This is a genomic window from Paucibacter hankyongi, assembly GCF_037482915.1.
GTDB classification, from domain to species: Bacteria; Pseudomonadota; Gammaproteobacteria; order Burkholderiales; family Burkholderiaceae_C; genus Paucibacter_A; species Paucibacter_A hankyongi.
This window is the reverse complement of the sequence record NZ_JBBHJX010000003.1, coordinates 180633-206423: the sequence shown is the minus strand read 5'-3', so window position 1 is coordinate 206423 and position 25791 is coordinate 180633. Positions and strand designations below refer to the sequence as shown.

The 25791-nt window shown below is 62.8% G+C and carries 20 protein-coding genes; 16 read left to right on the top strand and 4 right to left on the bottom strand.

Annotation, left to right across the window (positions count from 1 at the left end; translation table 11 throughout):
- Positions 1-6: 6 nt before the first annotated feature.
- A complete protein-coding gene (chrA, locus tag WG899_RS06860) occupies positions 7-1392 on the bottom strand; it encodes a chromate efflux transporter (protein WP_339594885.1) in 1386 nt (461 codons plus the stop codon).
- A 206-nt stretch (positions 1393-1598) separates the two neighbouring features.
- On the opposite strand from chrA, the gene WG899_RS06855 reads away from it, so the two are divergent.
- From WG899_RS06855 to WG899_RS06820, 8 genes are all read left to right on the top strand, one after another.
- Positions 1599-2108: a YbaK/EbsC family protein gene (locus tag WG899_RS06855; protein WP_339595147.1), complete on the top strand. Its 510-nt coding sequence runs from the start codon at positions 1599-1601 to the stop codon at positions 2106-2108.
- An 8-nt stretch (positions 2109-2116) separates the two neighbouring features.
- Complete coding sequence (locus tag WG899_RS06850) at positions 2117-2335, top strand: DUF1289 domain-containing protein (protein WP_339594884.1); 219 nt, start codon at positions 2117-2119, stop codon at positions 2333-2335.
- Between the two features lie 11 nt (positions 2336-2346).
- Positions 2347-2997: a 2-hydroxychromene-2-carboxylate isomerase gene (locus tag WG899_RS06845; RefSeq protein ID WP_339594883.1), complete on the top strand. Its 651-nt coding sequence runs from the start codon at positions 2347-2349 to the stop codon at positions 2995-2997.
- A 198-nt stretch (positions 2998-3195) separates the two neighbouring features.
- A complete protein-coding gene (locus WG899_RS06840; protein WP_339594882.1) occupies positions 3196-4761 on the top strand; it encodes a methyl-accepting chemotaxis protein in 1566 nt (521 codons plus the stop codon).
- A gap of 212 nt (positions 4762-4973) precedes the next feature.
- Positions 4974-6659, top strand: coding sequence for an MFS transporter (locus WG899_RS06835; protein WP_339594881.1), 1686 nt, complete (start codon positions 4974-4976; stop codon positions 6657-6659).
- A 442-nt stretch (positions 6660-7101) separates the two neighbouring features.
- A complete protein-coding gene (locus WG899_RS06830) occupies positions 7102-7290 on the top strand; it encodes a hypothetical protein (protein WP_339594880.1) in 189 nt (62 codons plus the stop codon).
- A 96-nt stretch (positions 7291-7386) separates the two neighbouring features.
- Complete coding sequence (locus tag WG899_RS06825) at positions 7387-9309, top strand: type IV pili methyl-accepting chemotaxis transducer N-terminal domain-containing protein (protein WP_339594879.1); 1923 nt, start codon at positions 7387-7389, stop codon at positions 9307-9309.
- On the top strand, positions 9306-10007 hold the full coding sequence (locus WG899_RS06820) for a response regulator (protein WP_339594878.1): 702 nt from the start codon (positions 9306-9308) through the stop codon (positions 10005-10007). Before WG899_RS06825 ends, WG899_RS06820 begins: the two co-directional genes overlap by 4 nt.
- Before the next feature lie 112 nt (positions 10008-10119).
- Here the strand turns inward: WG899_RS06820 and WG899_RS06815 are convergent, their stop codons facing one another.
- Positions 10120-10665, bottom strand: coding sequence for a porin family protein (locus WG899_RS06815; RefSeq protein WP_339594877.1), 546 nt, complete (start codon positions 10663-10665; stop codon positions 10120-10122).
- A gap of 350 nt (positions 10666-11015) precedes the next feature.
- On the opposite strand from WG899_RS06815, the gene WG899_RS06810 reads away from it, so the two are divergent.
- The 8 genes from WG899_RS06810 to WG899_RS06775 all read left to right on the top strand — a co-directional run bounded on the left by WG899_RS06810 (position 11016) and on the right by WG899_RS06775 (position 22688).
- The gene (locus WG899_RS06810; protein ID WP_339594876.1) at positions 11016-12323 is read left to right on the top strand and encodes an MFS transporter; all 1308 of its coding nucleotides are present in this window, start codon (positions 11016-11018) and stop codon (positions 12321-12323) included.
- 27 nt (positions 12324-12350) lie between these two features.
- Positions 12351-14003, top strand: a complete 1653-nt coding sequence (locus WG899_RS06805) for an MFS transporter (protein ID WP_339594875.1) — start codon at positions 12351-12353, stop codon at positions 14001-14003.
- A gap of 46 nt (positions 14004-14049) precedes the next feature.
- Positions 14050-17832 carry a nitrate reductase subunit alpha gene (locus WG899_RS06800; protein ID WP_339594874.1) on the top strand — a complete coding sequence of 1261 codons (3783 nt, stop codon included), beginning with the start codon at positions 14050-14052 and terminating at the stop codon, positions 17830-17832.
- Between the two features lie 184 nt (positions 17833-18016).
- Positions 18017-19540 carry a nitrate reductase subunit beta gene (gene narH / locus WG899_RS06795; protein ID WP_339594873.1) on the top strand — a complete coding sequence of 508 codons (1524 nt, stop codon included), beginning with the start codon at positions 18017-18019 and terminating at the stop codon, positions 19538-19540.
- Between the two features lie 66 nt (positions 19541-19606).
- A complete protein-coding gene (gene narJ, locus WG899_RS06790; RefSeq protein ID WP_339594872.1) occupies positions 19607-20302 on the top strand; it encodes a nitrate reductase molybdenum cofactor assembly chaperone in 696 nt (231 codons plus the stop codon).
- A complete protein-coding gene (gene narI, locus WG899_RS06785; protein WP_339594871.1) occupies positions 20299-21018 on the top strand; it encodes a respiratory nitrate reductase subunit gamma in 720 nt (239 codons plus the stop codon). The genes narJ and narI overlap by 4 nt, the downstream gene beginning before the upstream one ends.
- A gap of 14 nt (positions 21019-21032) precedes the next feature.
- Positions 21033-21899, top strand: a complete 867-nt coding sequence (locus WG899_RS06780; RefSeq protein ID WP_339594870.1) for a peptidylprolyl isomerase — start codon at positions 21033-21035, stop codon at positions 21897-21899.
- An 84-nt stretch (positions 21900-21983) separates the two neighbouring features.
- On the top strand, positions 21984-22688 hold the full coding sequence (locus tag WG899_RS06775) for a carbonic anhydrase (RefSeq protein ID WP_339594869.1): 705 nt from the start codon (positions 21984-21986) through the stop codon (positions 22686-22688).
- Positions 22689-22712: 24 nt separating this feature from the next.
- Here WG899_RS06775 and WG899_RS06770 read toward each other — a convergent pair whose 3' ends face one another.
- On the bottom strand, positions 22713-24278 hold the full coding sequence (locus WG899_RS06770; protein ID WP_339594868.1) for a sensor histidine kinase: 1566 nt from the start codon (positions 24276-24278) through the stop codon (positions 22713-22715).
- A gap of 258 nt (positions 24279-24536) precedes the next feature.
- Complete coding sequence (locus WG899_RS06765; protein ID WP_339594867.1) at positions 24537-25589, bottom strand: GGDEF domain-containing protein; 1053 nt, start codon at positions 25587-25589, stop codon at positions 24537-24539.
- Positions 25590-25791: the final 202 nt, after the last annotated feature.

Below are 25791 nucleotides of genomic sequence, written 5' to 3'. Positions count from 1 at the left end.
ATGGGCTCAGCGCGCCAGGCCCGGGAGGGCTTGAAGGATCAGGCCGACCAAGGCGCAGCCCATCAGCAGTGGCATCACGCCCAACTTGAAGCGAAACAGGGCCAGGCTGGCGCCGGCCATCAGCAGGGCAGAGATCAGGTCGAAATGTCCGCCCAGCCCCTGTGGCCAAAGCAGGTGGAAGGCAAAGAACAGCGCCAGATTCAAGATCACGCCGACTACGGCGGCGGTGATGGCCGTCAGTGGGGCGGTGAATTTCAGCTGGCCATGCGTTGCCTCGACCAAGGGGCCGCCCGCCAGGATGAAGACAAAGGACGGCAGGAAGGTAAAGAAGGTCGCCACGCAGGCGCCACTCGCGCCGGCCAGCAGCAGGGCCTCTGGGCCCAACAGGCTGCCCGTCCAGGCGCCGATGAAACCCACAAAGGCCACCACCATGATCAGCGGTCCCGGTGTTGTTTCGCCGAGCGCCAAGCCGTCCATCATCTGCGCGGCGCTCAGCCAGTTGTAGTGCTCGACCGCCCCTTGGTAGACATAGGGCAGCACCGCATAGGCGCCGCCAAAAGTCAGCAGCGCGGCCTTGCTGAAGAACCCTGCCATCTGGCTCAGCGCATGGTTCGGGCCGAAGCTCAGCAGCAGGCCGCCAAACACCGTCAGCCATAGGCCCAAGCCCAGCGCCAGCACTATCACCAGTCGGCGGCGTGAAAAGCGGGCATGCGCCGGCGTGGGGGTGTCGTCGTCGATCAGGGCTGGGCCGTAGTGGGCTTTGCCGCCCCCGTGCCCACCGCCGAGGGCAAAGACTTCAGGCCAGCGCTGCGCACCCAGCCAGCCAACGGCCGAAGCCAGCAGCACGATCAGCGGAAAGGGCGCCTTGAGCGCAAAGATCGCCACGAAGGCCAGCCATGCAATCACCCAGAGCCAGCGGTTTTTCAGCGCCCTTGTGCCGATGCGGTGCGCCGCGTGCAGCACCAGGGCGGTCACGGCGGGCTTGAGACCAAAGAAGATGGCCGCCACCTGTGGCTGAGTGCCATGCGCCATATAGAGCCAGGACAGGCCGATCAAGATAAACAGCGAGGGCAGCACAAACAAGGTGCCGGCGACGAGGCCGCCCCAGCTGCGGTGCATCAGCCAGCCGATATAGGTGGCCAGTTGCTGGGCCTCGGGGCCGGGCAGCAACATGCAGTAGTTGAGCGCATGCAGAAAACGCTTTTCACTGATCCAGCGGCGGCGCTCGACCAACTCGCTGTGCATGATGGCGATCTGGCCGGCCGGCCCTCCAAAACTGATGAAGCCGAGCTTGAGCCAAAACAGCAGCGCCTGCCCAAATCCAATTGGCGCGGGACGGCTGTGATCTGCGGGGGCAGCGGAACCAGTGGAGCCAGTGGGATAGGAACTCATGCGGCGACAGAACGGAGATCGGTGGGGTGGCGCAGCATGCCACACCGGTTGGCGCGGTCCGGCCTTCTTCTTGCTGAAACTTGTAGAGGCCCGTGTGGCACGGGTATGGGCGTGTATGGGGCGCGTGGTGAGGGCTATTGGACCTGTGGCCCAGGCGAGCCAGGATTGCCTGAGAGAATGCCGCCATGAATGTTGTCAATGAATCAATGGCCGGCGCACAGACGCAGGAGCGGCCGGAGGGCTTTCGCCGGGTGCAAGCTGCCCTGAGCGAGCGCGGTCATCGTCAGGAGGCGCGCTGGCTGGAGGTGGCCGCGCGTACTTCGCAAGAGGCTGCCGATGCGCTCGGCGTCGCCCTGGGCCAGATTGCCAAGTCGGTGGTGTTTCGGCGCCGCGCCGACGAAGCCGCTGTGTTGGTGATCACCTCGGGTGACAAGCGGGTGGATGAAAAAAAGCTCACGCCGCATACCGGTCCGCTGGGGCGAGCCGATGCCGACTATGTGAAGGCGCGCACCGGCTTCTCGATCGGCGGGGTTTCGCCGCTCGGCTTCGCGCCCGCCGAGGGCTTGCCGCAGCCGCTGCTGTTTGTCGACCGCGAGCTGTTCCGTTTTGAGGTGATCTGGGCCGCGGCCGGTCACCCGAACGGTGTGTTTCCCATGACGCCGGCCGAGCTGGCCGAACTGACCGCCGCGCCGGTGATTGATGTGGTGCAAGCATGAGTGCCGTAATGAGTTCCACGGTCAAGTCTCCCTGCAGCAATGTCTGCCGTATGCATCAGCCCACCGGCTGGTGTGAGGGCTGCGCCCGCACTATCCCCGAGATCACGCTCTGGTCCAAGGCCGACGATGCCATGCGGCTTGAAATCCTGCAGCGCCTGCCTGCGCGCCGCGAGCAACTGCTGGAGCTGGGTGTTTTCACGGCCGCCGAGCAAACCAACGAACCCTGAGAGCCAAGACCATGAAGCAGCTGACCTTTTACTTTGACCCGATTTCACCCTATGCGGCGTTGGCTTTCGAGCGCTTGCCCGAGGCCTTGAAAGGCCTGAGCTACAGCGTCGAGTACCGCCCCATTTTGTTTGCCGCCTTGTTGCATGCGCTGGGTCAAAAGGGCCCGGCCGAGATCGAGCCGAAGCGGCAATGGACCTTCCGTCAGGTGGCCTGGGCGGCGCATCAGCTGAACATTCCGCTGCAGGTGCCGGCCCAGCATCCCTTCAACCCGCTGCCGCTGTTGCGCCTGGCGTGGGCTTGCGCGCCCGTCGGTGGCACGCCGAACCGTTTGCAAGTCGAGAAGATTTTTCATCATGTCTGGCGCGCTCAGGGTGCCGATGCCAATGAAGCAGGGCGTTTGGCCGCCTTGACACAAGACCTGGCCCCGCTGCGCGACCCCGCCAGCGAGGAGGTCAAGGAAGGCCTGCGCGTGGCCACCGAGGAGTCCTTGGGCCTGGGCGTCTTCGGCGTGCCGACGATTGTGGTGGACGGCAAGCTGTTCTGGGGCTTGGACTCGCTGGACATGCTGGCCGCTTATCTGCGCGGGGACCCGTGGTTTGAACAAGGCGATTGGGAAGCCGCGGCACGCTCGCGTCCCGGTGTGCGGCGCGTGTCGCACTGATGCGCTTAGGCGCTGGATGAGGCCTGCGTCAATCGTGACCTAGTTCGCGCGCGCTAACGCCGAAAATAAACAGGCGGGCAAAGCCCGGCCAATTCATGAGTTCTCCCGGCCCGATTCCCACAAGAATCGCGGCGGGCTCCGCTGTCCGGCCATACGCAGTCGGCACAGGGCGCTCGGTCATCCACCAGGGAGTATTCAATGATGATGAAGTCAGGCTTTGGCATGCGTACGCGCATGCGTTTCTTTGCGGCCGTCTTGACGGCTTTCACGCTCATCGCCATGGCCATCGGCCTGCTGCGATTGAGTCAGCTAGAACAGGGCATGCGGACGGTTTATGAGGACCGCGTCGTGCCATTGAAGCAGTTGAAGCTGGTTGCCGACGCCTTCGCCGTGCAGGTGGTGGACGGCGCGCACAAGGCCGCGGCCGGCAAGCAGGATTTCAAGCGAACACTGGACGAAACGCAGCAAGCGCGGCAAACCGTCAGCCGCGAGTGGGCGGCCTACCGTGCCACCCAGATGGATGCCCAAGAGCTGGCGCTGGCGCGCGATGCCGAGCAGGCAATGCGCGGCGCTGAGGCGGCTCTGGCCGAGTTGAAAGAGCTGCTGGAAAAGTCGGATCGGGAAGGGCTGCAGCGATTCACCGCGCAGCTGATGTACCCGGCTATCGACCCAATTTCAAACAAAATCTCCGCCCTGATCGACCTGCAGCAGCAGGTGGCCGAACAGGAGTACCTGGCCGCTCAGGCCAACTACCAGCAAACCCTGCGGATTCAAATCGGCCTGATGTTGGCCGCCATTGTGGTCGGCCTGCTGGCGGCGCAGTCGGTGGTGCGTTGGCTGATGGCGACGCTGGGCGGCGAACCCGAGCAGGCGGCGCAGGTGGCGGCGCAGATCGCCTCAGGCGACCTGTCGCGCCCCATCGCCTTTGAAGGCGCGGGGCCCCACAGTGTGCTTGGCGCCATGGTGCAGATGCAGAATCAGCTGAGCGAGGTGATCGGCCGCATTGTGTGCGCCTCCAGCTCGGTGGCCTCGGCCTCGGCACAGATTGCCATGGGCAATCAGGACCTGAGCGAACGCACCGAAAGCCAGTCGGCCAATGTGCAGCAAACCGCGGCCACCATGGACAAGATGACCGAGGCGGTGCAGGGCACCGTCAAGGTGGTGCATGAGGCGCGCGCGCTGGCGCTGGGCGTGTCGGCCACGGCCGAACAGAGCGCCAGCGTGGTCGGCCAGGTGGTCAACACCATGCAGGGCATCCAGCAGGCCAGCCAGCGGATTGGTGAAATCACCTCGGTGATCGACAGCATTGCCTTCCAAACCAATATCCTGGCCTTGAACGCGGCCGTGGAGGCGGCGCGAGCCGGCGAGCAGGGGCGCGGCTTCGCCGTGGTGGCGACCGAGGTGCGGAATCTGGCGCAGCGCGCCACGGTGGCGGCGCGCGAGATCAGCGGGCTGATTGCCGAAAGCGGCGAGAAGGTCAGTGATGGTTATGGCCAAGTTCAACAAGCCGGCGCCTCGATGGCCGGCCTGGCCACGCAGATCGAGGGCGTTAGCAGCTTGATTCAAGGTTTGAGTGCCAGCTCCAGCCATCAAAGCCAAGGCATTGGCGAGGTCAACCAAGCCATCTCCGAGCTGGATCAGCACACGCAGAAGAATGCGGCCCTGGTCGAGGAGTCTTCGGCCGCGGCCGCCGCGCTGCGGGAGCAGGCTCAGCGCTTGCGCGAGACCGTGGCCTTCTTCCGCTTGGCTCCAGGGTTAGCCTAACGAGCGTCTCGGGCGGGTCGAATTGCCGCCCGAGGACTTACCCTTGACCTGGGTTAAATATCGCATTGCGAAATTTTTAATGAGGGTTGCAGTCGGTTTTGTCAGCTTGGCTTAAGCCTGGCGTCAGAGTCGGGTCAGAGGCGGCTCCCATAGTTCAGCCAAGAGCTACCGGGCGGTGGTTCTCGTGCAAAAACTTCCGGAGACATTCCACCATGGCAACTGCAAGCGCAGTCTCCACGACCAACACGCCGATGACGGCCGAGGAAAAGAAGGTCATCTTCGCTTCCTCGCTCGGCACCGTGTTCGAGTGGTACGACTTCTACCTCTACGGTTCTTTGGCGCCGATCATCGCCAAGCAATTCTTCTCGGCACTGGACCCGCAGGCGGCTTTCATCGCCTCCTTGCTGGCCTTTGCTGCAGGCTTCATCGTGCGCCCCTTCGGTGCGCTGGTGTTCGGTCGCCTGGGCGACATGATTGGCCGCAAGTACACCTTCTTGGTGACGATCCTGATCATGGGTCTGTCGACCTTCATCGTCGGTGTGCTGCCGTCTTACGCCACCATTGGCGCTGCGGCGCCGGTCATCCTGATCGGCTTGCGCATGCTGCAAGGCTTGGCGCTGGGCGGTGAGTACGGTGGTGCGGCGACTTATGTGGCCGAGCACGCCCCTGCTGGCAAGCGTGGTGCTTACACCTCCTGGATTCAAACCACCGCGACGCTGGGCCTGTTCCTGTCGCTGATGGTGATTCTGGGGACCCGCACGGTGATCGGTGAAACCGAGTTTGCTGCCTGGGGCTGGCGCGTGCCTTTCATCGTCTCGATTCTGCTGCTGGGCATCAGCGTGTGGATTCGCTTGTCGATGAACGAAAGCCCCGCCTTCCAGAAGATGAAGTCGGAAGGCAAGACCTCCAAGGCGCCGCTGTCCGAGTCCTTCGGTCAGTGGAAGAACCTGAAGATCGTCATGCTGGCCTTGTTCGGCTTGGTCGCTGGCCAGGGCGTGGTCTGGTACTCGGGTCAGTTCTACGCGCTGTTCTTCCTGACCAGCGTGTTGAAGGTGGAAATGTCCACCGCCAACATCATGGTGGCCGTCTCGCTGCTGCTGGGCACACCGTTCTTCGTGGTGTTCGGTACGCTGTCTGACAAGATCGGCCGCAAGCCCATCATCATGGCTGGCCTGCTGCTCGCGATCGTCACTTACTTCCCGCTGTTCAAGGCGCTGACCAATGCCGCTAACCCGGACCTGGCCGCTGCTCAAAAGAACGCGCAGATTTCGCTGACGGTCGATCTGTCAACCTGCTCCTTCCAAGGCAGCCCGATTGCTCGTGAAGTCGACTTCACCAGCTCTTGCGACATTGCCAAGCGCGCTTTGGCCCAGGCCTCTGCCAGCTATGAAACCATTGCCGGCCCAGCGGGTTCGGTGGCGGTGATCAAGGTGGGCGAGAAGGTCATCAACGGCCTGAACGCCACCAAGGCTACTGAGCACAAGTTTGACGAAGCCTCCACCAAGGGCATCGCTGCCTTCAAGAAGGAGTTGGGCGAGTCGATGAAGGCCGCTGGTTACCCCGCCAAGGCTGACCCGGCCAAGATCAACCAACCCATGGTGATTGCCATCCTGTTTGTGTTGGTGCTGTATGTGACCATGGTCTACGGCCCGATCGCCGCCATGCTGGTGGAGATGTTCCCGACCCGCATCCGTTATACCTCGATGAGCTTGCCTTATCACATTGGTAACGGCTGGTTCGGTGGACTGCTGCCCTCCATCACCTTCGCGATGGTGGCCCAGAACGGCAACATCTACCACGGCCTGTGGTACCCGATCGGCATTGCTGCTATGACGCTGGTGATCGGCCTGCTGTTCGTGCGTGAAACCAAGGACGTGGACATCTACGCCAACGACTGATCTCCGGATCAAGTCCTCCTGATCAAGGGCGACCCTCGGGTCGCCCTTTTTCAATGGCGCGCTGTTGATCGTTGAGGGCCTCGTGCCGGCAGCAAAGCCCGGCCCTGCCGGAGCAGGACGGCTGGGCGCTCTGAACCGCGAGGTCAAGGAGGAGCCCCGGGCGAAGCGCGGGGCGGGGGACAGGAGCGGGGCGGAGCGCCCAGTCGGCCCGCTTAACCGCAGACTTGGTGCGTCTGCCATTCGCAGGGGCAGCAAGCTATCGCTCAGAAACGGTCAGCGCGTGAAGCCCGCTATGTTCCGACAAACGCCCCGCACAGATCAGCGATGATGCGCCTCTTTGTTCGAGCGGCATGCTTGGATTGCGGCGCTCAGGCTGCAGTCAGCTAAGGCCGTAACAATGTGCTGTTCTTTTTCTTAACGTCTCAGACACTGGATTCGAATCATGTGGAAATTGCTCGTCGGATTTGCCCTTTTTGCTGCCCTGGCCATCTTCATCTTGATGAAGAGCGGCGGCGGTATCGACATGAGCGGTGAAAAGCATGATGTAGCCGCGCCGCATACCGAGTCGGCCCCCGCCGCGGCCAGCGCGCCTGAAGCTGCCAGCGCGCCAGCCTCCGCCGCCTCGATGTAAGTCCTGGCCCCACTCGCTCGCCCAAGCTCGGGCGGCGAGTTGCTGCGATTGATCTAGGTCAATCTCGGGCGAACCCGCACTCGGGTATCGTTCGCCATGCGCAAGCTTTTCAGAAGTCTGGCGGGCAAGCTCGCCCTCATCCAGACCACATTTTTGGTCGTGGCCCTGGCCTCGATTGCCTTCACGCTGTGGGTGTCATGGCAGTTGGAGGGGGGCGCCGGCGCGATCAATGAGGCCGGTCGCATGCGCATGATGACCTACAAGTTGACGCTGGCCCATCAGGCCGGCGATCAGCAAGAGGTGGCGCTCGGCCTGAAGAACTTCGACGCCATGGTGCTGAACCTGCGCCAGGGCGATCCCTCGCGCCCCTTGTTCATTCCCGATAACCAGGCCTGTCTGGATCGTTTTGCCGAGGTCGATTTGGCCTGGCAACCCTTGCGCGCCAGCTTGAACGCGAGTGGCGCGAGCGCGCCCGATGGCGCGGCCCTGCGCCGCCAAGCCGACCAGTTTGTTGGCACGGTGGATGCCTTCGTATCGGCCATCGAGCAGGCCATTGCCACTCGTACGGCTTTGTTGGGCGGGCTATGTTTTGGCCTCGTCGTGCTGGTGGCTGCGGCGTCGGTGGTGTTCGTGTCGGGCACCTTTGTCTGGATCATTCAACCCTTGCAGCGCCTGCGCGATGGCTTGGCGCAAATGGCGGCGCGCGATTTTTCGCCCCGTATTGAAGAGCGCAACACGGTCGAGGAGTTCTCCAGCCTGGCGCAGGGCTTCAACCTGATGGCCGATGAGTTGGAGAGTTCGTACCGCGGCCTCGAAAACAAGGTGCGTGAAAAAACCGCCGACTTGGCACTCCAAAACGACCGCTTGGCGGCCTTGTATGACGTGGCGTTGATGGCGCTGCAAAGCAATACCAGCATTGAAGCCTTGGCGCAGACCTTTGCGCAAAAAGTCAGCCGCATAGCCGGCGCCGACGCGGCGGCGGTGCGCTTGGCCTCCGAGGATGGCGAGCGCTTGTTGATGCTGGGGCAGGTGCGCTTGCCGTCCAGCATGGTCGACGCCGAACACTGTGTGCACCGGGGTGAATGTGCCTGCGGCGAGCACCTGGAAACCGCCACCGGTGCTCGCATCATTCCGATCCGAGCCTTGGGTGAGAGGAAACTCAAGCATTGCGAGTCGGCCGGTTATCAGACGGTGGTGGCCATTCCGATGCGGACTCCGAACCGCACCATCGGCGAGGTTGAGTTGTTCTACTACGGTGAGCGCGCAATGCCCGAGAGCGAGCGGCAACTGCTGGATGCGCTGGCCGGGCAGGTGGCCACCCAGTTGGAGAATGTGCGGCTGGCCGCGCGTGACCGTGAAATGGCGGTCAGCGAGGAGCGCAACTTGATGGCGCAGGAGCTGCATGATTCGATCGCCCAGTCGCTGGCCTTTTTGAAGATTCAGGTGCAGTTGTTGCGGCGAGCCATCAAGGATGGGCAGACGCTCGAGGTCGAAGGCGCTTTGGCCGAGATCGATACCGGTGTGCGTGAGAGTTATGCCGATGTGCGCGAGCTGCTGCTGCACTTCAGGACCCGCCCCGGCCATGAAGACATTGCCCAAGCTTTGCGCACCACCCTCTCCAAATTCGAGTTGCAAAGCGGCCTGACCACCCATCTGACCATCTCCGGCCAAGGTGTGCCGCTGCCGCCGGACCAGCAGGTGCAGGTCTTGCATGTGCTGCAGGAGGCCTTGTCGAATGTGCGCAAGCATGCGGGTGCGCGCTCGGTTGAGCTGCGGGTGATGCAGGGGCCGCAGTGGCGCTTTGAGGTGCGAGACGATGGCGCCGGCTTCGATGCCTTGGCCGGTCGTTTTGATGAAACCCATGTGGGCCTGCATATCATGCGCGAACGCGCCGCCCGCATCGGCGCCACCTTGCAGGTGAGCAGCCAGGTCGGGCAGGGGACCCAAATCAGTCTGCTGCTGCCGGCGCAAGGTCGGCCCGAGGCGCAGGAGCCACAAACAGAGAGTCAAAGTGCATGAGTGAAGCTTCCGCAGCTGAGGTGGGGACTATTCGGGTGATGGTGGTCGATGACCACAGCCTGTTCAGGCGCGGCCTGACGGCCTTGTTGACGCACGAGCCGGGCCTGTCTGTCGTGGGCGAGGCCGCGGACGGCAGCGAGGCCTTGCGTCGGGTGGCTGAGTTGCAGCCCGCCGTGGTGCTGCTGGACAACCATATGCCGGGCGTGCGTGGTGTCGAGTTGCTGCCCGGGCTGCTGGAAGTGGCACCGCAGACCCAGTTCATCATGCTGACCGTCAGCGAAGACGAAGAGGATCTGTCGGCCGCGCTGCGCGCCGGCGCCGCCGGCTATCTGCTCAAAACCATTGACGGCCAGGATCTGGCGGCAGCGATTCGCCGCGCCGTGGCGGGTGAGTCGGTGGTCAGTGCGGAGATGACGCACAAGCTGGTGCGGGCCTTCAAGGCTTCCGCGGTGGCGCCCGCCGCGCCCTCTGCAGGTGTTGAAGCGGCAGCCAAGGACGAGGCGCTGGCCATGTTGTCGCCGCGCGAGCAGGAGTTGCTGCGCGAAATTGTTCGGGGCGCCAGCAACAAGGAGATTGCCCGCGTGCTGGGCATTGCCGAAACGACCGTGAAGATCCATGTGCAACACATCTTGCGCAAGCTCAACCTGAGTTCGCGGGTGCAGGTGGCGGTGTGGGCCAGCGAGCGAGGGCTGAGTTGAGCGCAGCTGCGCCGGCTTGAAGCAATAGAAAAAGGCTTGCCGGGTTGTCCCGGCAAGCCTTTTGTTTTGGCGCTGAGTACCGCCGCGTGAGGGCGGCGGACTGGGCCTAGCGTCAGAAGCGGTAGTTGACGCCGACGTTCCAGCTGTCCAAGGTGTTGCCGAAGGTGCTGCTGGTCGGCACATTGTTGTAGCGTGTCAGCTCGGTGCGCAGCGACCAGCTCGGGTCGATGGCGTACTCGGCGCCCAGGCCGACCTTGAAGCCCGCGGCGTGGTTGCCGGCGTCGTCGCTGTACGTGCGCTCCATATGGGCGCCGCCGAGGCGTCCGTAGACGGTGAACTTGTCGCTCACCGGCAGGCGGCCAATCGCATCCAGCGAGTAGGCCTTGGTGGTGGCCTTGCTGTCGCCGATCTTCTGGGTGCCCAGGCGATTCACACCCAGTTCCGCGGCAAAGTACTTGTTGAACTGATAACCACCATGCACACCGTAGGCGGTGTCGGTCTTGTCCAGGCGCGGCGCCGGTGTCTTGGGGCTGCTCAGGTCATTGCGGGACTGACCAATGTCAGCGCCCATATACCAGCCCTTGTCAGCGGCGAAGGCGCTTCCTGCGGCCAGAGCCAATGCGAGCGTGGCGACCTTGGCGAGTGTTTGCTTTTTCATCGTTTGCCTTTCTTCTGGTTTATCCAATCTCGCGGCCGACTGCTTGTGGGCTTGTCTTGCTGCGATGAAGTCATTGTGTCGATGGGGAGCGTCGAAGTCAGTGCAAACCCTGTATGCCTTCTGTGACGGTGTGTGACCGCGCCATGCGATGCGGCTCGGCGGCCAAGGTCCGGCAGATGCGCGTTTTGATGCAACGCAAACCGAGGCGGCTTAATCGGTTTTCTAGTTCTTTGGAACTATCGCCGGCGTGGTGTCATCGTTCTTCTGCTTGATCGCTCGCAGCCCTCCGGCCGATGTTCAGCAGCGGGGGGAATTGCGACAGTGCTGACATGGAAAAGAGGAGAGCCTCCATGTCTGCAAACCCCGCAAGCGCTGTCGCGGCCAACAGCCCCCAAGCTGGCCGCAAGGCACTCAGTGTGCTGATCGTCAGCACGCTGGCCTTCACCGTGTGTTTCATGGTCTGGATGATGTTTGGCGTGATCGGCATTCCGATCAAGAAGCAACTCGGCCTGAACGCCACCGAATTTGGCCTGCTGACCGCCATGCCGGTGCTCAGCGGTTCGCTGGTGCGGGTGCCACTGGGCATCTGGACCGATAAGTTTGGCGGCCGCATCGTCTTTTTCAGCCTGATGATGGCCTGCGTCTTGCCCATCTGGTTGATGAGTTATGCCACCGCCTATTGGCACTTCCTGCTGATCGGTGTGTTCGTCGGTCTGGCCGGAGGCTCCTTCTCGGTCGGCACGCCTTATGTGGCGCGCTGGTTCCCGAAGAATCGCCAGGGCTTTGCCATGGGCGTGTTCGGCGCCGGCAACTCGGGCGCAGCGGTCAACAAGTTCGTGGCTCCCGGCCTGGTGGTTGCCTTTGGCTGGACCATGGTGCCGCATGTGTATGCCGCCGTGCTGCTTGGCACCGCCATCTTGTTCTGGTTCTTCAGCCACTCGGATGACAAACATCTGGTCGTCAGCAATGCCAGCTTTGTCTCGCAACTGAAGGCGCTGAAGGACCCCAAGGTCTTGAAGTACTGCCAGTATTACTCCATCGTGTTCGGTGGTTATGTGGCGCTGAGCCTGTGGATGGTGCAGTACTACGTGGGTGAATACGGTCTGGACATCCGGGTTGCGGCGCTGTTGGCCGCCTGTTTTTCCTTGCCTGGTGGTGTGCTGCGTGCGGTGGGTGGCTATCTGTCCGACAAGCATGGCGCCCACAACGTCACCTGGTGGGTGCTTTGGGTCAGTTGGATCTGCTTGTTCATCCTGTCCTATCCGCAGACTGACTTCACCATCATGACGGTGAATGGCGCCAAGACCTTTCACATCGGCCTCAACGTCTATGCCTTCACCGGGCTGATGTTCACGCTGGGCATTGCCTGGGCCTTCGGCAAGGCCAGCGTCTTCAAATACATCAGCGATGACTACGGCGCCAATATTGGCACCATCTCCGGCATCGTCGGCCTGGCCGGCGGCCTCGGCGGCTTCGTTCTGCCGATCATGTTCGGCGCCCTGATGGACCTGACCGGCATCCGCTCCAGCGCTTTCATGCTGATGTATGCGGTGGTCTGGGTCTCCTTGATCTGGATGTATTGGACCGAGGTTCGCAAGACCGAAATGATGGGCAGCAATGCGGCAGCGTCGCCCATTTCGCAGTCCTTCGCTCGCTGAGCCGAGCGCTATCAAAGGAATATTCAAATGAACACCACGACACATGTCGGCGCCCCCGCCCAAGCTGGCGGCGCGGGCGACGTACAGGACTGGCGCCCCGAGGACGAGCAGTTCTGGGAAACCACCGGCAAGAAGATCGCCTACCGCAACCTCTGGATCTCGATTCCCGCGCTGCTGTGCGGCTTCGCGGTCTGGGGTATGTGGGGCATCATCACCGTGCAGATGCTGAACCTGGGCTTCCCCTTCAGCAAAGATGAGTTGTTCACGCTGACGGCCATCGCTGGCATCTCCGGCGCCACCATGCGCATCCCGGCCTCCTTCCTGATCCGCATGGCCGGTGGCCGCAACACCATCTTCCTGACCACCGCCATGTTGCTGGCCCCGGCCATCGGCACCGGCGTGGCACTGCAGCATCCCGAGTGGCCGCTGTGGGTGTTCCAGTTGATGGCGTTGTGGTCGGGCGTGGGCGGTGGCAACTTCGCCTCTTCGATGTCGAACATCAGCCCCTTCTTCCCCAAGCGCTTGCAGGGCACGGCCTTGGGCCTGAATGCCGGTCTGGGTAATTTCGGCGTCACGACGATGCAAATCGTGATCCCGCTGGTGATGACGGTGGGCCTTTTCGGTGCCCTCGGTGGGGAGTCGCGGGCCTTGTTGAAGGACAGCGGCTGGATCTTCGGCAAGATCGTGGCCGGCACGCCGACCTGGATTCAGAACGCCGGTTTTGCCTGGGTGATCTCGCTGTTGCCGTTGTCGGTGTTGTGCTGGTTCGGCATGAATAACCTGAAGACGGTGTCGCCCGATACCGGTTCGCCGGTCGTCGCCTTCGCCAAGATCGTCTACCTGTACTCCTTGGCCTTCGTGCCCTCGATCGGCATGCTTTACCTCTACCTGCCGGCACCGACCGGGCTGGGCTTGCTGAATATGTGGGTCGCGATTCCGCTCGACATCGTGGCTGCCTTGTTGGTGATGAAGCTGGCCGCTTTCGGCACCATGAAGGAGGGCGTGGCCAAGCAGTTCCAGATCTTCAAGAACAAGCACACCTGGGCGATGACGGCACTCTACGTCGTCACCTTCGGCAGCTTCATTGGCTTCTCGATGGCGCTGCCGCTGGCCATCACGGTGATCTTTGGCTTCATTCATGCCCCTGATGCAGCCGGTGTCTTGCAGCACACGCTGAAGAACCCGAATGCACCGTCGGCCCTGACCTATGCCTGGATCGGCCCCTTCGTCGGCGCCGCGGTGCGCCCGATCGGCGGCTGGATCGCCGACAAGGTTGGCGGCTCTATCGTCACGCAGGTGATCTCGGCCATCATGGTGTTTGCCTCGGCTGCGGTCGGCTACGTGATGATGCAGGCCTACCAATCGGCCACGCCGGAGCAGTATTTCTCGCTCTTCATGGGCCTCTTCATTGTGCTGTTCGCCGCCACCGGCGTGGGCAATGGCTCGACCTTCCGCAGCGTCGGCTTCATCTTTGACAAGACCCAGGCCGGCCCGGTGCTGGGCTGGACCTCGGCCGTGGCCGCTTATGGCGCCTTCATCGCCCCGGTGCTGATTGGTCAGCAGATCAAGGCCGGCACCCCGCAATACGCCTTCTACGGTTTCGCCGTGTTCTACGCCGTCTGCCTGGTGCTGAACTGGTGGTTCTATCTGCGTGCCAATGCCTACGTCAAGAACCCTTGATGACGCTTCGCCAACGCCCCCCCGAATTGAGAGTTAGGAGCAATCCATGAGTCACTTCCTCGACCGACTGAGCTACTTTGCTCTGCCCAAGGAAACCTTTTCAAACGAACACGGCTTGACCACTGCCGAGGACCGCACCTGGGAAGAGGCCTATCGCGCCCGCTGGCAGCACGACAAGATCGTGCGCTCAACCCACGGCACCAACTGCACCGGCTCCTGCTCGTGGAAGATCTACGTCAAGGGCGGCATCGTCACCTGGGAAACCCAGCAAACCGACTACCCGCGCACCCGGCCCGATCTGCCCAACCATGAGCCGCGTGGCTGCGCTCGTGGCGCCTCTTACAGCTGGTATTTGTACAGCGCCAACCGGGTCAAATACCCGATGGTGCGCGGCTCGCTGCTGAAGCACTGGCGCGCCGCCCGCACCGTGGCCAAGAGCCCGGTGGATGCCTGGACCAATCTGGTCGAGAACCAGGAGCAGCGCCGTGAATGGCAAAAGGACCGCGGCCTGGGCGGCTTTGTGCGCTCGAGCTGGGAAGAGGTCAATGAGATCATTGCCTCGGCGAATATCTACACCGTCAAGAAGCATGGCCCGGATCGCGTGATCGGTTTCTCGCCTATTCCTGCCATGTCGATGATCAGTTATGCCGCCGGCAGCCGTTACCTGAGCCTGATGGGTGGCGTTTGCATGAGCTTTTACGACTGGTATTGCGACCTGCCGCCGGCCAGCCCGCAGATCTGGGGTGAGCAGACCGACGTGCCTGAGAGCGCCGACTGGTACAACTCCAACTACATCATCGCTTGGGGCTCGAACGTGCCGCAGACGCGCACGCCGGACGCCCACTTCTTTACCGAGGTGCGTTACAAGGGCGCCAAGACGGTGGCGATCACACCCGACTACGCCGAGATCTCCAAGCTGGCCGACATCTGGATGCACCCGAAGCAGGGCACCGATGCGGCCATCGCCATGGCCATGGGCCATGTGATCCTGAAAGAGTTCTACTTCAACAAGCGGTCCGCGTACTTTGATGATTACGCCCGCCGCTACACCGACCTGCCGCTGCTGGTGAAGATGAAGAAGCAGACCACGGCCGATGGCCGCGAGCTGCTGGTGCCGGACCGCTATCTGCGTGCCAGCGACTTTGGAGGCAAGCTCGGCCAGGACAACAACCCGGATTGGAAGACGCTGGCCTTCGACAGTGCCGGCAAGGTGGTGCTGCCCAACGGTTCGATCGGCTTCCGCTGGGGCGCGGCCGAGCGGCCCGACCTGGGCAAGTGGAATCTTGAATCGAAAGAGGCGGTGCATGACCGCGATGTGAAGCTGAAGCTGTCGGTGCTGGAGGACGGTGCGCAAGCGCATGAGGTCGCCACCGTCGGCTTCCCCTATTTCGGCGGCATAGCCACCCCCAACTTCACCGCCAACAAGCAGCAGGATGTGTTGTCCCGCCATGTGCCGGTGGTGCGCATGAAGCTGGGCAAGCATGCCGACGCCGAAGAATGCCTGGTCGCTACCGTGTTTGACCTGCAGGTGGCGCAGTACGGCATTGACCGCGGCCTGGGCGACAACTGCCCGAAGAGCTTTGACGACAACCTGCCCTACACCCCAGCTTGGGCGGAGAGCATCACCGGCGTCAAGCGCGAGCAGATCGTCACCGTGGCGCGCGAGTTTGGCGACAACGCGGACAAGACGCGTGGAAAATCCATGGTCATCATCGGCGCGGCCATGAACCACTGGTACCACTGCGATATGAACTACCGCGGCATCATCAATATGCTGATGATGTGCGGCTGTATCGGCCAGAGCGGCGGTGGCTGGGCGCACTATGTGGGCCAGGAAAAGCTGCGCCCGCAAACCGGCTGGACGGCCTTGGCCTTTGCGCTGGACTGGATCCGTCCGCCGCGGCAGATGAATTCCACCAGCTTTTTTTACGCCCACACCGACCAGTGGCGCTATGAGAAGCTGGATGTCTCCGAAGTCTTGTCACCGCTGGCCGACAAGGCCCAGTACGGCGGCAGCCTGATCGACTACAACGTGCGCGCCGAGCGCATGGGTTGGTTGCCATCAGCCCCGCAACTGCAAACCAACCCGATGCAGGTGGTGCGCGACGCGGCCGCCGCCGGCATGGACGCCAAGGACTATGCGGTCAAGGCGCTGAAGGACGGCTCGCTGCGCATGAGCTGCGAGGACCCGGACCACGAGGCCAATTGGCCGCGCAATATGTTCGTTTGGCGCTCCAACATCCTGGGCTCCTCGGGCAAGGGCCATGAGTACTTCCTCAAGCATCTCTTGGGCACCACCCATGGCGTGCAGGGCAAGGATTTGGGCAAGGACGATGTGAAGCCCGAAGAGGTCGAATGGCACGCCAAGGCGCCAGAAGGCAAGCTGGATCTGCTGGTGACGCTGGACTTCCGCATGAGCACCACCTGCCTTTATTCGGACATCGTGCTGCCCACCGCCACCTGGTATGAGAAGAACGACCTCAATACCTCGGACATGCACCCCTTCATCCACCCCTTGTCCACGGCGGTCGATCCGGCCTGGCAAGCCAAGAGTGACTGGGAGATCTACAAGGGCTTTGCCAAGAAGTTCAGCGAGTTGTGCGTCGGCCACCTGGGCGTCGAAAAGGAGTTGGTGCTGAGCCCCCTGATGCATGACACCCCGGCCGAGTTGGCACAGCCTTTTGGCGTGCAGGAGTGGAAGAAGGGCGAGATCGATCTGATCCCCGGCAAGACCGCACCGCAGATTGCCGTGGTCGAGCGCGACTATCCGAACCTCTACAAGCGCTTCACGGCCCTGGGCCCCTTGATGAACAAGGCCGGCAATGGCGGCAAGGGCATCGGCTGGGACACCAAGACCGAGGTGGCGCAACTGGGCGAGCTGAATGGTCTGGTGCGCGAAGCCGGCGTGACCCAAGGCATGCCCAAGATCGAAACCGACATCGACGCCGCCGAGGTGGTTTTGCAACTGGCGCCCGAGACCAATGGCCATGTGGCCGTCAAGGCCTGGGAGGCCTTGAGCAAGCAGACCGGTCGCGAGCATGCGCACTTGGCACTGCACCGCGAGGACGAGAAGATCCGCTTCCGCGACATCCAGGCGCAGCCGCGCAAGATCATCTCCAGCCCGACCTGGTCGGGGCTTGAGAGCGAGAAGGTCAGCTACAACGCCGGCTACACCAATGTGCATGAGCTGATCCCATGGCGCACCCTGACCGGCCGTCAGCAGTTCTACCAGGATCACCCCTGGATGCAGGCCTTCGGCGAGGGCTTCAGCAGCTACCGTCCGCCGGTCGATCTGAAGACGCTGGTGGAGGTGCAAGGCTTGAAGCCGAATGGCCATACCGAGATTGCGCTCAACTTCATCACCCCGCACCAGAAATGGGGCATCCATTCGACCTATAGCGACAACATCATGATGCTGACGCTGAATCGCGGCGGATCGGTGGTCTGGCTGAGCGAGGAAGACGCGGCCAAGGCCGGCATCGTGGACAACGACTGGATCGAGCTCTTCAACTCGAACGGGGCGATCGCGGCGCGTGCGGTGGTCAGCCAGCGGGTCAATCCGGGCATGACGATGATGTATCACTCGCAGGAGAAGATCATCAACACCCCGGGCTCCGAGATCACCGGCACCCGCGGCGGCATCCACAACTCGGTGACCCGCATCGTCACCAAGCCGACCCACATGATTGGGGGTTATGCCCAGCTGAGCTATGGCTTCAACTACTACGGCACGATCGGCACCAACCGCGATGAATTCGTCTTGGTGCGCAAGATGGCCAAGGTGGACTGGCTGGAGGATGAGGCGGCCGGTGCCCCAGCCCATGCCTGATGAACAAGCCCGAAGCCCGATGACATGACCCAGAGTTTCGAAGGCCCGGTGAACGGGGCTGACAGAAAAAGCGCCTTGCTTGCTCCTGTTAGACACAGCCCCGCTCATCGCGGTCTTCGAACCGGATGTCATCGAACCCCCCTTAGCTCACCCAATAGCTAGCAAGCTAACAAGGAGTCACGCGATGAAAGTGCGCGCTCAAATCGGCATGGTGCTGAACCTGGACAAGTGCATTGGTTGCCACACTTGCTCCGTCACCTGCAAGAACGTCTGGACCAACCGCCCCGGTGTTGAATACGCCTGGTTCAACAATGTGGAAACCAAGCCCGGCATCGGCTACCCGAAGGAATGGGAAAACCAGGCCCGCTGGAACGGCGGCTGGCAGCGCAAGGCGAATGGCCAGATCGAACCACGCCAGGGCGGCAAGTGGAAGTTGCTGATGCGCATCTTCTCGAACCCGAACCTGCCCGAGATCGACGATTACTACGAACCCTTCACCTTCGACTACGACCATCTGCAGTCGGCGCCCAAGTCCAAGGCCGCGCCCACCGCAAGGCCGCGCAGCATGATCACCGGCAAGCGCATGGAGAAGATCGAGTGGGGCCCGAACTGGGAAGAGATTCTCGGCGGTGAGTTTGCCAAGCGCAGCAAAGACGCCAACTTCGAGAACATCCAGAAGGACATCTACGGCCAGTTCGAGAACACCTTCATGATGTATTTGCCCAGGCTGTGTGAGCACTGCCTGAATCCCGCCTGCGTGGCGTCTTGCCCCTCGGGCTCGATCTACAAGCGCGAGGAAGATGGCATCGTGCTGATCGACCAGGACAAGTGCCGCGGCTGGCGCATGTGCGTGTCGGGATGCCCCTACAAGAAGATCTATTACAACTGGCAATCGGGCAAGGCCGAGAAGTGCATCTTCTGCTATCCGCGCATCGAGGCTGGCCAGCCGACCGTCTGCTCGGAAACTTGCGTCGGCCGTATCCGTTACCTCGGCGTGCTGCTGTATGACGCCGACCGTATCCAGGAAGCCGCCAGCGTCGTCAACGACAAGGACCTTTACCAGGCCCAGTTGGACATCTTCTTGGACCCAAACGATCCGAAGGTGATCGCCCAGGCTCGCGCCGACGGCATCCCGGAGGCCTGGCTGGAGTCGGCCCGTAAGAGCCCCGTCTACAAGATGGCCGTCGACTGGAAGGTGGCGCTGCCGCTGCACCCGGAATACCGCACGCTGCCGATGGTCTGGTATGTGCCGCCGCTGTCGCCGATCAGCGCCGCGGCCAACTCGGGCAAGCTGGGCGTCAATGGCCAGATCCCCGATGTGAAGCAGTTGCGCATCCCGGTTCAGTATCTGGCCAATCTGCTGACCGCTGGCGACGTGCCACCGGTCGAGCGGGCCTTGGAGCGCATGCTGGCCATGCGCGCTTACCAGCGCGGCAAGCATGTCGATGGCGTCGAGAACAAGGCGGTGCTGGATCAGGTCGGCCTGCTGAAGGACGAGGTCGAGGACATGTACCAGACCATGGCGATCGCCAATTACGAGGATCGTTTCGTCATCCCGACCACGCACCGCGAGTACGCCGAGAACACCTTCGATGTGCGCGGCGGCTGCGGCTTCAGTTTCGGCAATGGCTGCTCCGACGGCCAAACCGAGACCAGCCTGTTCGGTGGTGCCAAGAAGCGCACCATCCCGATTAAAGCAAGTGTCTAAACCTTGTGGGTCAGACCGCCCGAGCGCAAACGAGTAGCTCTGACCCCAACTGATTGAGTGGGTTCTATGAAAACAACGACCTTGTCTAAATCCTGCCGCGTGCTGGCGCGTCTGCTCGACTATCCGCATGCAGACATGCGTGCGGCTTTGCCCGAGTTGTACGCGGCGCTCAGCGAGGAGGGTGCCTTGAGCCAGGCCCGTCTGGCCGAGGTCAAGGCCTTGATGGCCACCTTGCAGCAGGGCGACGCATACGCAGTAGAAGCGCGTTATGTGGAAACCTTTGACCGGGGCCGCTCCACCAGCCTGCATATGTTCGAGCATGTGCATGGCGACTCGCGCGAGCGCGGCCCGGCCTTGATCGATCTGCAGCAGACCTATGCGGCCGGCGGCATGTTCTTCGAGGCCAGTGAACTGCCTGATTACCTGCCGGTGGTGCTGGAGTTCGCCTCCACCCAAGCGGCGCCGGTGGCCCGGGAGTTCTTGGCCGAGATGGCACACATCCTCAACGCCATCCACAGCGCCTTGATCAAGCGCCCTGAATCACAAGGTCGCCCCTACGCCGCAGCCATTGGGGCGGTGCTGGAGTTGGCCGGCGAGAAACCGCAGGCCGTCCAGATCACGGTCGATGAAGCGCTCGACGAAGCCTGGCAAGAGCCGGCCGCCTTCGACGGCTGCTCCAGCAAGGGCCAAAGCAAGCCCGGCGTGCCGCAGCCTATTCATATCGTCAGGAAAACTCCAGCTCAACCAGGAGTACAAGCATGAACTCTTTTGACTTCGCCCTGTTCGGCATCTATCCCTACATCTGCCTGACCGTGTTTCTGCTCGGCAGCCTGATTCGATTTGACCGCGACCAGTACAGCTGGAAAAGTGACTCCTCGCAGATGCTGCGCGCCGGCGCGCTGCGCTGGGGCAGCAATCTGTTCCATGTGGGCGTGCTGTTCCTGTTCTTTGGTCACAGCTTCGGCATGCTGACCCCGCACTTCTTGTACGAACACTTCATCAGCGCCGGCAACAAGCAGTTGATGGCCATGATCAGCGGCGGCATCGCCGGTGTGCTGGGTTTTGCCGGCGTGTCCATCTTGCTGCATCGCCGCCTCAGCGATGAGCGCATTCGCCTGAACTCGAAGACCAGCGACATCCTGCTGCTGGTACTGTTGTGGATCCAGCTGGCCCTGGGCCTGGCGACGATTCCGCTGTCGGCCCAGCATCTGGACGGCGGCATGATGATGAATCTGGCCGGCTGGGCCCAGCGCATCGTCACCTTCCAGGGGGGCGCAGTGGAGTTGCTGGCTCATGCCTCCTGGGTCTTCAAGCTGCATATGTTCCTGGGCATGACGGTCTTCCTGGTCTTCCCCTTCACCCGCCTGGTGCATGTGTGGAGCGGTTTCGGCACGGTCGCCTATCTGTTCAGGCCTTACCAGATGGTGCGCAGTCGCCGCTTGTCCTTGCCGGCCGGTCACAACCAGCCGCAGCGCTGAAGCGGGAGAAGCTCATGGGACAACATGGATGTGGCGGCGGCTCTTGTGGCTGCTCGGGCGGCGCGGAGTCGCTGAGCGTGGATCCGCTGAAGGCGCCGGAACTGCAACAAGCGATCGCCAGCGTCAACGGCGTGCCGCTGCACGGCGTGGGCGAATATCTGGACGCCGAGGCCTTGCGGCAACGCGCCTGCAGCGAGTTGTTGCGGCAGGCGGCGCAGCGCGGCGGTCTGCTGTCGGTCGGCGATGTGCCGGCGCTAGACGGCGTCATCAGCGAGGCCGCTTCCGAGGCCACCCTGGCCCTGCTGGAGCGCGAGCTGAAGCTGCCCGAACCCGATGAGCCGGCCTGCCGGCGCTACTTCGAGGCCCATCCGGCGCGCTTCCGTCAGGGTGAGCGGGTGCAGGCGCGGCATATTCTTTTTGCCGTCACGCCGGGTGTTGATGTGGCGGCCTTGCGTCAGCGGGCCGAGGCCTTGCTGGTGTCCTTGCGCTGCGAGGCGCTGGACAGCCCCGCCTTTGCGCAGGCCGCATCGACCCATTCAAACTGCCCGAGCGGTGCCGAAGGCGGCGATCTCGGCTGGCTGCTGGCCACCGACTGCGCCCCCGAATTCGGCAGCGCCTTGTTCGCACAGGACGAGGCCAATGCCCATATCGGTGTGCTGCCGCGTCTGGTCAGCACCCGGTTCGGTTTTCATATCGTGCAGGTGCTGGCGCGTGAGCCCGGCGTGGCGCAAGCCTTCGAAGCGGTCATGGGCTCGATTGCGCAACTGCTGCACCAGCAAGCCTATATGACGGCGCTGCGCCAGTATCTGAGCCTGTTGGCGGGGCAGGCCAAATTGGTCGGTGTGGAGATGGACGTCGCCGACTCACCGCTATTGCAGTGAGCTTTGATCGACAGCATGACGGCATGAGTGAGAGAGCGAAGAAAATCGAGCCCGCCCCAGTTCGAGATTGGAAAGGAGCCGTCCATGCCCGATGAACTGCTGACGCGCCTGCGGCGTTTCAATACCGACTACTTCCCGCAGTACCAGGCGCAGTTCAGGGACCTGGTTGATCAGGGCCAGCACCCGACCACTTTGTTCATCGGTTGCTCGGACTCGCGCCTGGTGCCCTATATGCTGACCGGTGCCGGCCCGGGTGAGTTGTTCCTGGTCCGCAATGTCGGCGCCTTTGTGCCGCCTTACGACGGTTCCAAGGGCCACCACGGCACTGCCGCCGCGATCGAGTACGCGGTACTGGCGCTGAATGTGCAACACATCGTTGTCTGTGGCCACAGCCATTGCGGCGGCATTCGCGCGCTGTACGGCGAGGTGCCGGCCGAGGCCACCAATTTGCAGGCCTGGCTTGAGTTGGGGCGCGAGGCCACGTTGCCGGTGCAACTGAGCGCCGAGGCCTTGCGTCGCACCGAGGAGCGTTCGGTCGTCTTGCAGTTGGAGCGGCTGATGGACTACCCGATGGTGCGTGCCCGCGTCGAGCAAGGGCAGATTGCCTTGCATGGCTGGCACTATGTGATCGAGGACGGTGAGGTCAATGTCTTTGACGTCAACCGGGGTCAGTTCGTGCCCGCCTCCAGCGCCGACAACAGCGGCACCGGGCCCTACCGCCCGCACGCAGAAGACCCCGGCGTCTTGTTCAACGAAATCGACGACGCCTGGGCCCCCCAATCCCCGTGAGGGGCGCGGCTTGATAGCGCTGCCTTAATGCAGTGAAGCTTCGGCGCCGCCGCGCTCCGGGGCCACGGTCGGCAGTCGGATCAGCATGCGGGCGCCATGGCCCGGTGCACTGAAGACCTCGATCTGCCCGCCCAGCACATTGGTGACGATGTTGTGCACGATGTGCATGCCCAGGCCCGATCCGCCGGTCCCCAGCTTGGTGGTGAAGAAGGGATCGAAGATGCGCCGCCGCACCGATTCATCCATGCCGCGGCCGTTGTCGATGATGCTCAGCTCGACCTCATCCGGGTCGAGTTGCGCACAGTGCACCCGCACCTCGCCCTCGGTGCGGCCCTCAAAGCCGTGCACCAAGGCATTGATTAAGAGATTGGTCAGCACCTGGCCGAGCGAGCCGGGGTAGCTGTTCATGGAAATGCCGGCGCCTAGATCGGTCTTGATCACAAAGGGCGTGTGCTTGAAGCTCGGCTCGACCATGATCAAGACATCTTCCACCACGCGGGCCAAATCAAAGTCGCGCCGTAGGTCGGTGGTTTGGTCGATGGCGACTTGCTTGAAGTCGCGCACCAGATCGGCGGCCTTTTGCACATTGCGCTGCAAGATATCTTGGCCGCGGCGGGTGTCGCGCACCAGGTCTTCCAGCATGCTGCGGCGCATCGGGGTCGCGCTGGCCAGCATTTCGTCCAACGCCTTGTAGCGATCCTCCAGTGAGGACACCACGGTCAATGAATTGCCCAGCGGGGTGTTCAACTCATGTGCCACGCCGGCCACCAAGCGGCCCAAAGAGGCCAGTTTTTCCGACTCAACCAACTCGTGTTGGGCGGTCTTCAGGTGCGCCAGGGCCTGGGTCAAATCTTCATTGCTGGTGGTCAGCTCGGCGGTGCGTTGCTCGACCTGGTCCTCCAAGGTGTTGGCATGGTGGCGCAGTTCTTCGAAGGCCTGTAGCAGCGACTGCCGCATCCGTTCCATCGCCAGGCTGACCCGGGCGATTTCGTCGCTGCCGACCAGATCCAAGGGCTTTTCCAACTGGCCCGAGGCGAGCGCTTCGGCGGCCTGCGTCAGCTGCGTCATCGGCACCAGCACGCGCCTGCGCATCACCCACAGAATCAGCAGCGAGGACATGGTCAGGGTAAAGATGCTGCGCCACAGCGTGCGCACCATATCGGCCCGCTTCGCCGCCAGCAGCGGTGCGGCGCTCATCTCGACGGTCAATTCGGCGATCTGCCGGCCATCACGCAAGACCGGCCGGGTTGCCTTCAGGGTCAGGTCTTGCTCGTCCGAGCTTTGCGGGCGACGCACTTCCTGGAAGGCGCTGGTGGTGGACTGCTCACGCACCACCACCGAGACAAAACGTGGGTCATCGAACTGCGCCTTGATCATCGGCTCGGCCAGGTCGGGGGAGACCTGCCACACCGGTTCGGCCAGTGACAGCGACATCACTTCGGTGGTGCGCGCCAGATCGCGGCGCAGGTCTTCCAGCGCGGTGTGGCGTGTGGCTTGGGCATCCCAAAGTGAGGTGACGGCGGTCGGAACCAGCAAGCCGACCAGCAGGGCCACGATCACGGCATATCGAAGCGATGCACGCTCGAACATCAAAGCACTCCTCGAGGGGTTGCTGCTGGCACGGGGCGGTGCGACTGAGCGCTCGTTGGGCTGGATGACATTGTTTAGCCGATGCTCCTGAAGTGGCCAGTGTATAGGCCTACAAGCGGCTTGGGCATGTCCAATGAGCTAGAGCTTACACGGAGTCGCTCGCTCCAGGGGCGCGCCGCCGGGTGGAAGCGAACAAGGGTGCGGCAAGCGAGCTCCATCGCACTCTGACGAGAGTTGCGGTTTGGTGCCTAGATGCAATCAGGCGGCCAGCACGGTCACACAGTTACGGCCGGTGCGTTTGGAGGCATACAGCGCCTTGTCAGCGCGGGCGTAGAAGCTGTCGGCGTTCTCGCCCGCGGCCATTTGGGTGACGCCGATCGAGATGGTGACGCGCTCGATATCACCAGGCGCGCCGCCACGCCGGATGCGACTGGCGGCCACGCTGGCGCGCATGGTCTCGGCCATTTGTTGAGCCAGTTGCAGCTCGCCACTGGGCAGCAGCAAGGCAAATTCTTCGCCGCCGATACGGGCCGGCAGGGCCTCGTGGGCGGCTGGGCTGGCCGAACCGGTACCGGCCACGCCCTTCAAGGTTTGGGCCACCGCGCGCAAGACCTGATCGCCAAAAGCGTGGCCGTAGCTGTCGTTGACGCGCTTGAAGAAATCGATATCACCCAGCAGCAAGCAAGGGGCATGGGTCCGATCGGACGAAGGTGTCTCGATGCATTTCTGCATCTGCAGGTCGAAGGCGCGGCGATTGGCCAGACCGGTGAGGGCGTCCAGCAGAGCCTCGCCGCGGGCGCGCCGCACATCTTCGCGCAGGCTGTTGATCTCCTCTTGGCTGCTGTCGAGGCGCTGCTGCAAATGGCTCAGTGCACCGCGTATTTCGCGCGTCCCACTCAGCAGCTCCTGCAAGACTTGGGCCTGGGCCTGCTGAGGCGGGTTGTCCAACAGGCGCTCGACCCAGCTGGTCAGCGATTGATCAAAGCGGGCCGACTGCTGGCCGGCTTCGGCCGCCGAGGCCGCCATGCCTTCCAAGACCTGGTTCAGGCCGGCGCTGATGCGCTCGCCGGTGCTCGGGTCCAGCTCGCTGATATGTTCCCGGTACAGCGACCAGGTCTGCGCTTCATCCAAAGTTTGGCCGCCGGCGGTCTTGGCGTTCAAGGCCTGGCTCAGCGCGGGGTTGGTACCGCTGACGAACTCATACCAAACCGCATAGCTGGCCGGATGCAGGGCCGCGCGCTGCTGTGTCATCAAAGGCAAGGCGGCGCGCAGGTGTTCGGCGCTACGCGCCATGCTGTCGTTGTATCTCATGATCTTTTCTTTCCCCCAATACCCAGTTCATCGCCAAAGCGCGTCAGGGCGGCATCGGTTCCGCGCAGCAAGCCTCGGCAGGCACCCGCCTGTATCGGACGCACTTGCAGGCAATTGAGGCATTGCGATGAGCCCAGCAGCAAAAGGCCCGAGCGCCGCGAAATAGTGCCGCTTTTGGAGGGGGCACGGCCGCGAATCCTTG

What these genes read in the sequence shown, in the direction of transcription:
- narJ (WP_339594872.1), top strand. Translation starts at nt 19,607, where the DNA reads ATGAAAACAACGACCTTGTCTAAATCCTGCCGCGTGCTGGCGCGTCTG.
- narH (WP_339594873.1), top strand. Translation starts at nt 18,017, where the DNA reads ATGAAAGTGCGCGCTCAAATCGGCATGGTGCTGAACCTGGACAAGTGC.
- chrA (WP_339594885.1), bottom strand. Translation starts at nt 1,392, where the DNA reads ATGAGTTCCTATCCCACTGGCTCCACTGGTTCCGCTGCCCCCGCAGAT.
- WG899_RS06850 (WP_339594884.1), top strand. Translation starts at nt 2,117, where the DNA reads ATGAGTTCCACGGTCAAGTCTCCCTGCAGCAATGTCTGCCGTATGCAT.
- WG899_RS06770 (WP_339594868.1), bottom strand. Translation starts at nt 24,278, where the DNA reads ATGTTCGAGCGTGCATCGCTTCGATATGCCGTGATCGTGGCCCTGCTG.
- WG899_RS06820 (WP_339594878.1), top strand. Translation starts at nt 9,306, where the DNA reads ATGAGTGAAGCTTCCGCAGCTGAGGTGGGGACTATTCGGGTGATGGTG.
- WG899_RS06780 (WP_339594870.1), top strand. Translation starts at nt 21,033, where the DNA reads ATGGGACAACATGGATGTGGCGGCGGCTCTTGTGGCTGCTCGGGCGGC.
- WG899_RS06800 (WP_339594874.1), top strand. Translation starts at nt 14,050, where the DNA reads ATGAGTCACTTCCTCGACCGACTGAGCTACTTTGCTCTGCCCAAGGAA.
- WG899_RS06815 (WP_339594877.1), bottom strand. Translation starts at nt 10,665, where the DNA reads ATGAAAAAGCAAACACTCGCCAAGGTCGCCACGCTCGCATTGGCTCTG.
- WG899_RS06855 (WP_339595147.1), top strand. Translation starts at nt 1,599, where the DNA reads ATGGCCGGCGCACAGACGCAGGAGCGGCCGGAGGGCTTTCGCCGGGTG.
- narI (WP_339594871.1), top strand. Translation starts at nt 20,299, where the DNA reads ATGAACTCTTTTGACTTCGCCCTGTTCGGCATCTATCCCTACATCTGC.
- WG899_RS06810 (WP_339594876.1), top strand. Translation starts at nt 11,016, where the DNA reads ATGTCTGCAAACCCCGCAAGCGCTGTCGCGGCCAACAGCCCCCAAGCT.
- WG899_RS06765 (WP_339594867.1), bottom strand. Translation starts at nt 25,589, where the DNA reads ATGAGATACAACGACAGCATGGCGCGTAGCGCCGAACACCTGCGCGCC.
- WG899_RS06825 (WP_339594879.1), top strand. Translation starts at nt 7,387, where the DNA reads ATGCGCAAGCTTTTCAGAAGTCTGGCGGGCAAGCTCGCCCTCATCCAG.
- WG899_RS06805 (WP_339594875.1), top strand. Translation starts at nt 12,351, where the DNA reads ATGAACACCACGACACATGTCGGCGCCCCCGCCCAAGCTGGCGGCGCG.
- WG899_RS06845 (WP_339594883.1), top strand. Translation starts at nt 2,347, where the DNA reads ATGAAGCAGCTGACCTTTTACTTTGACCCGATTTCACCCTATGCGGCG.
- WG899_RS06840 (WP_339594882.1), top strand. Translation starts at nt 3,196, where the DNA reads ATGATGATGAAGTCAGGCTTTGGCATGCGTACGCGCATGCGTTTCTTT.
- WG899_RS06775 (WP_339594869.1), top strand. Translation starts at nt 21,984, where the DNA reads ATGCCCGATGAACTGCTGACGCGCCTGCGGCGTTTCAATACCGACTAC.
- WG899_RS06830 (WP_339594880.1), top strand. Translation starts at nt 7,102, where the DNA reads ATGTGGAAATTGCTCGTCGGATTTGCCCTTTTTGCTGCCCTGGCCATC.
- WG899_RS06835 (WP_339594881.1), top strand. Translation starts at nt 4,974, where the DNA reads ATGGCAACTGCAAGCGCAGTCTCCACGACCAACACGCCGATGACGGCC.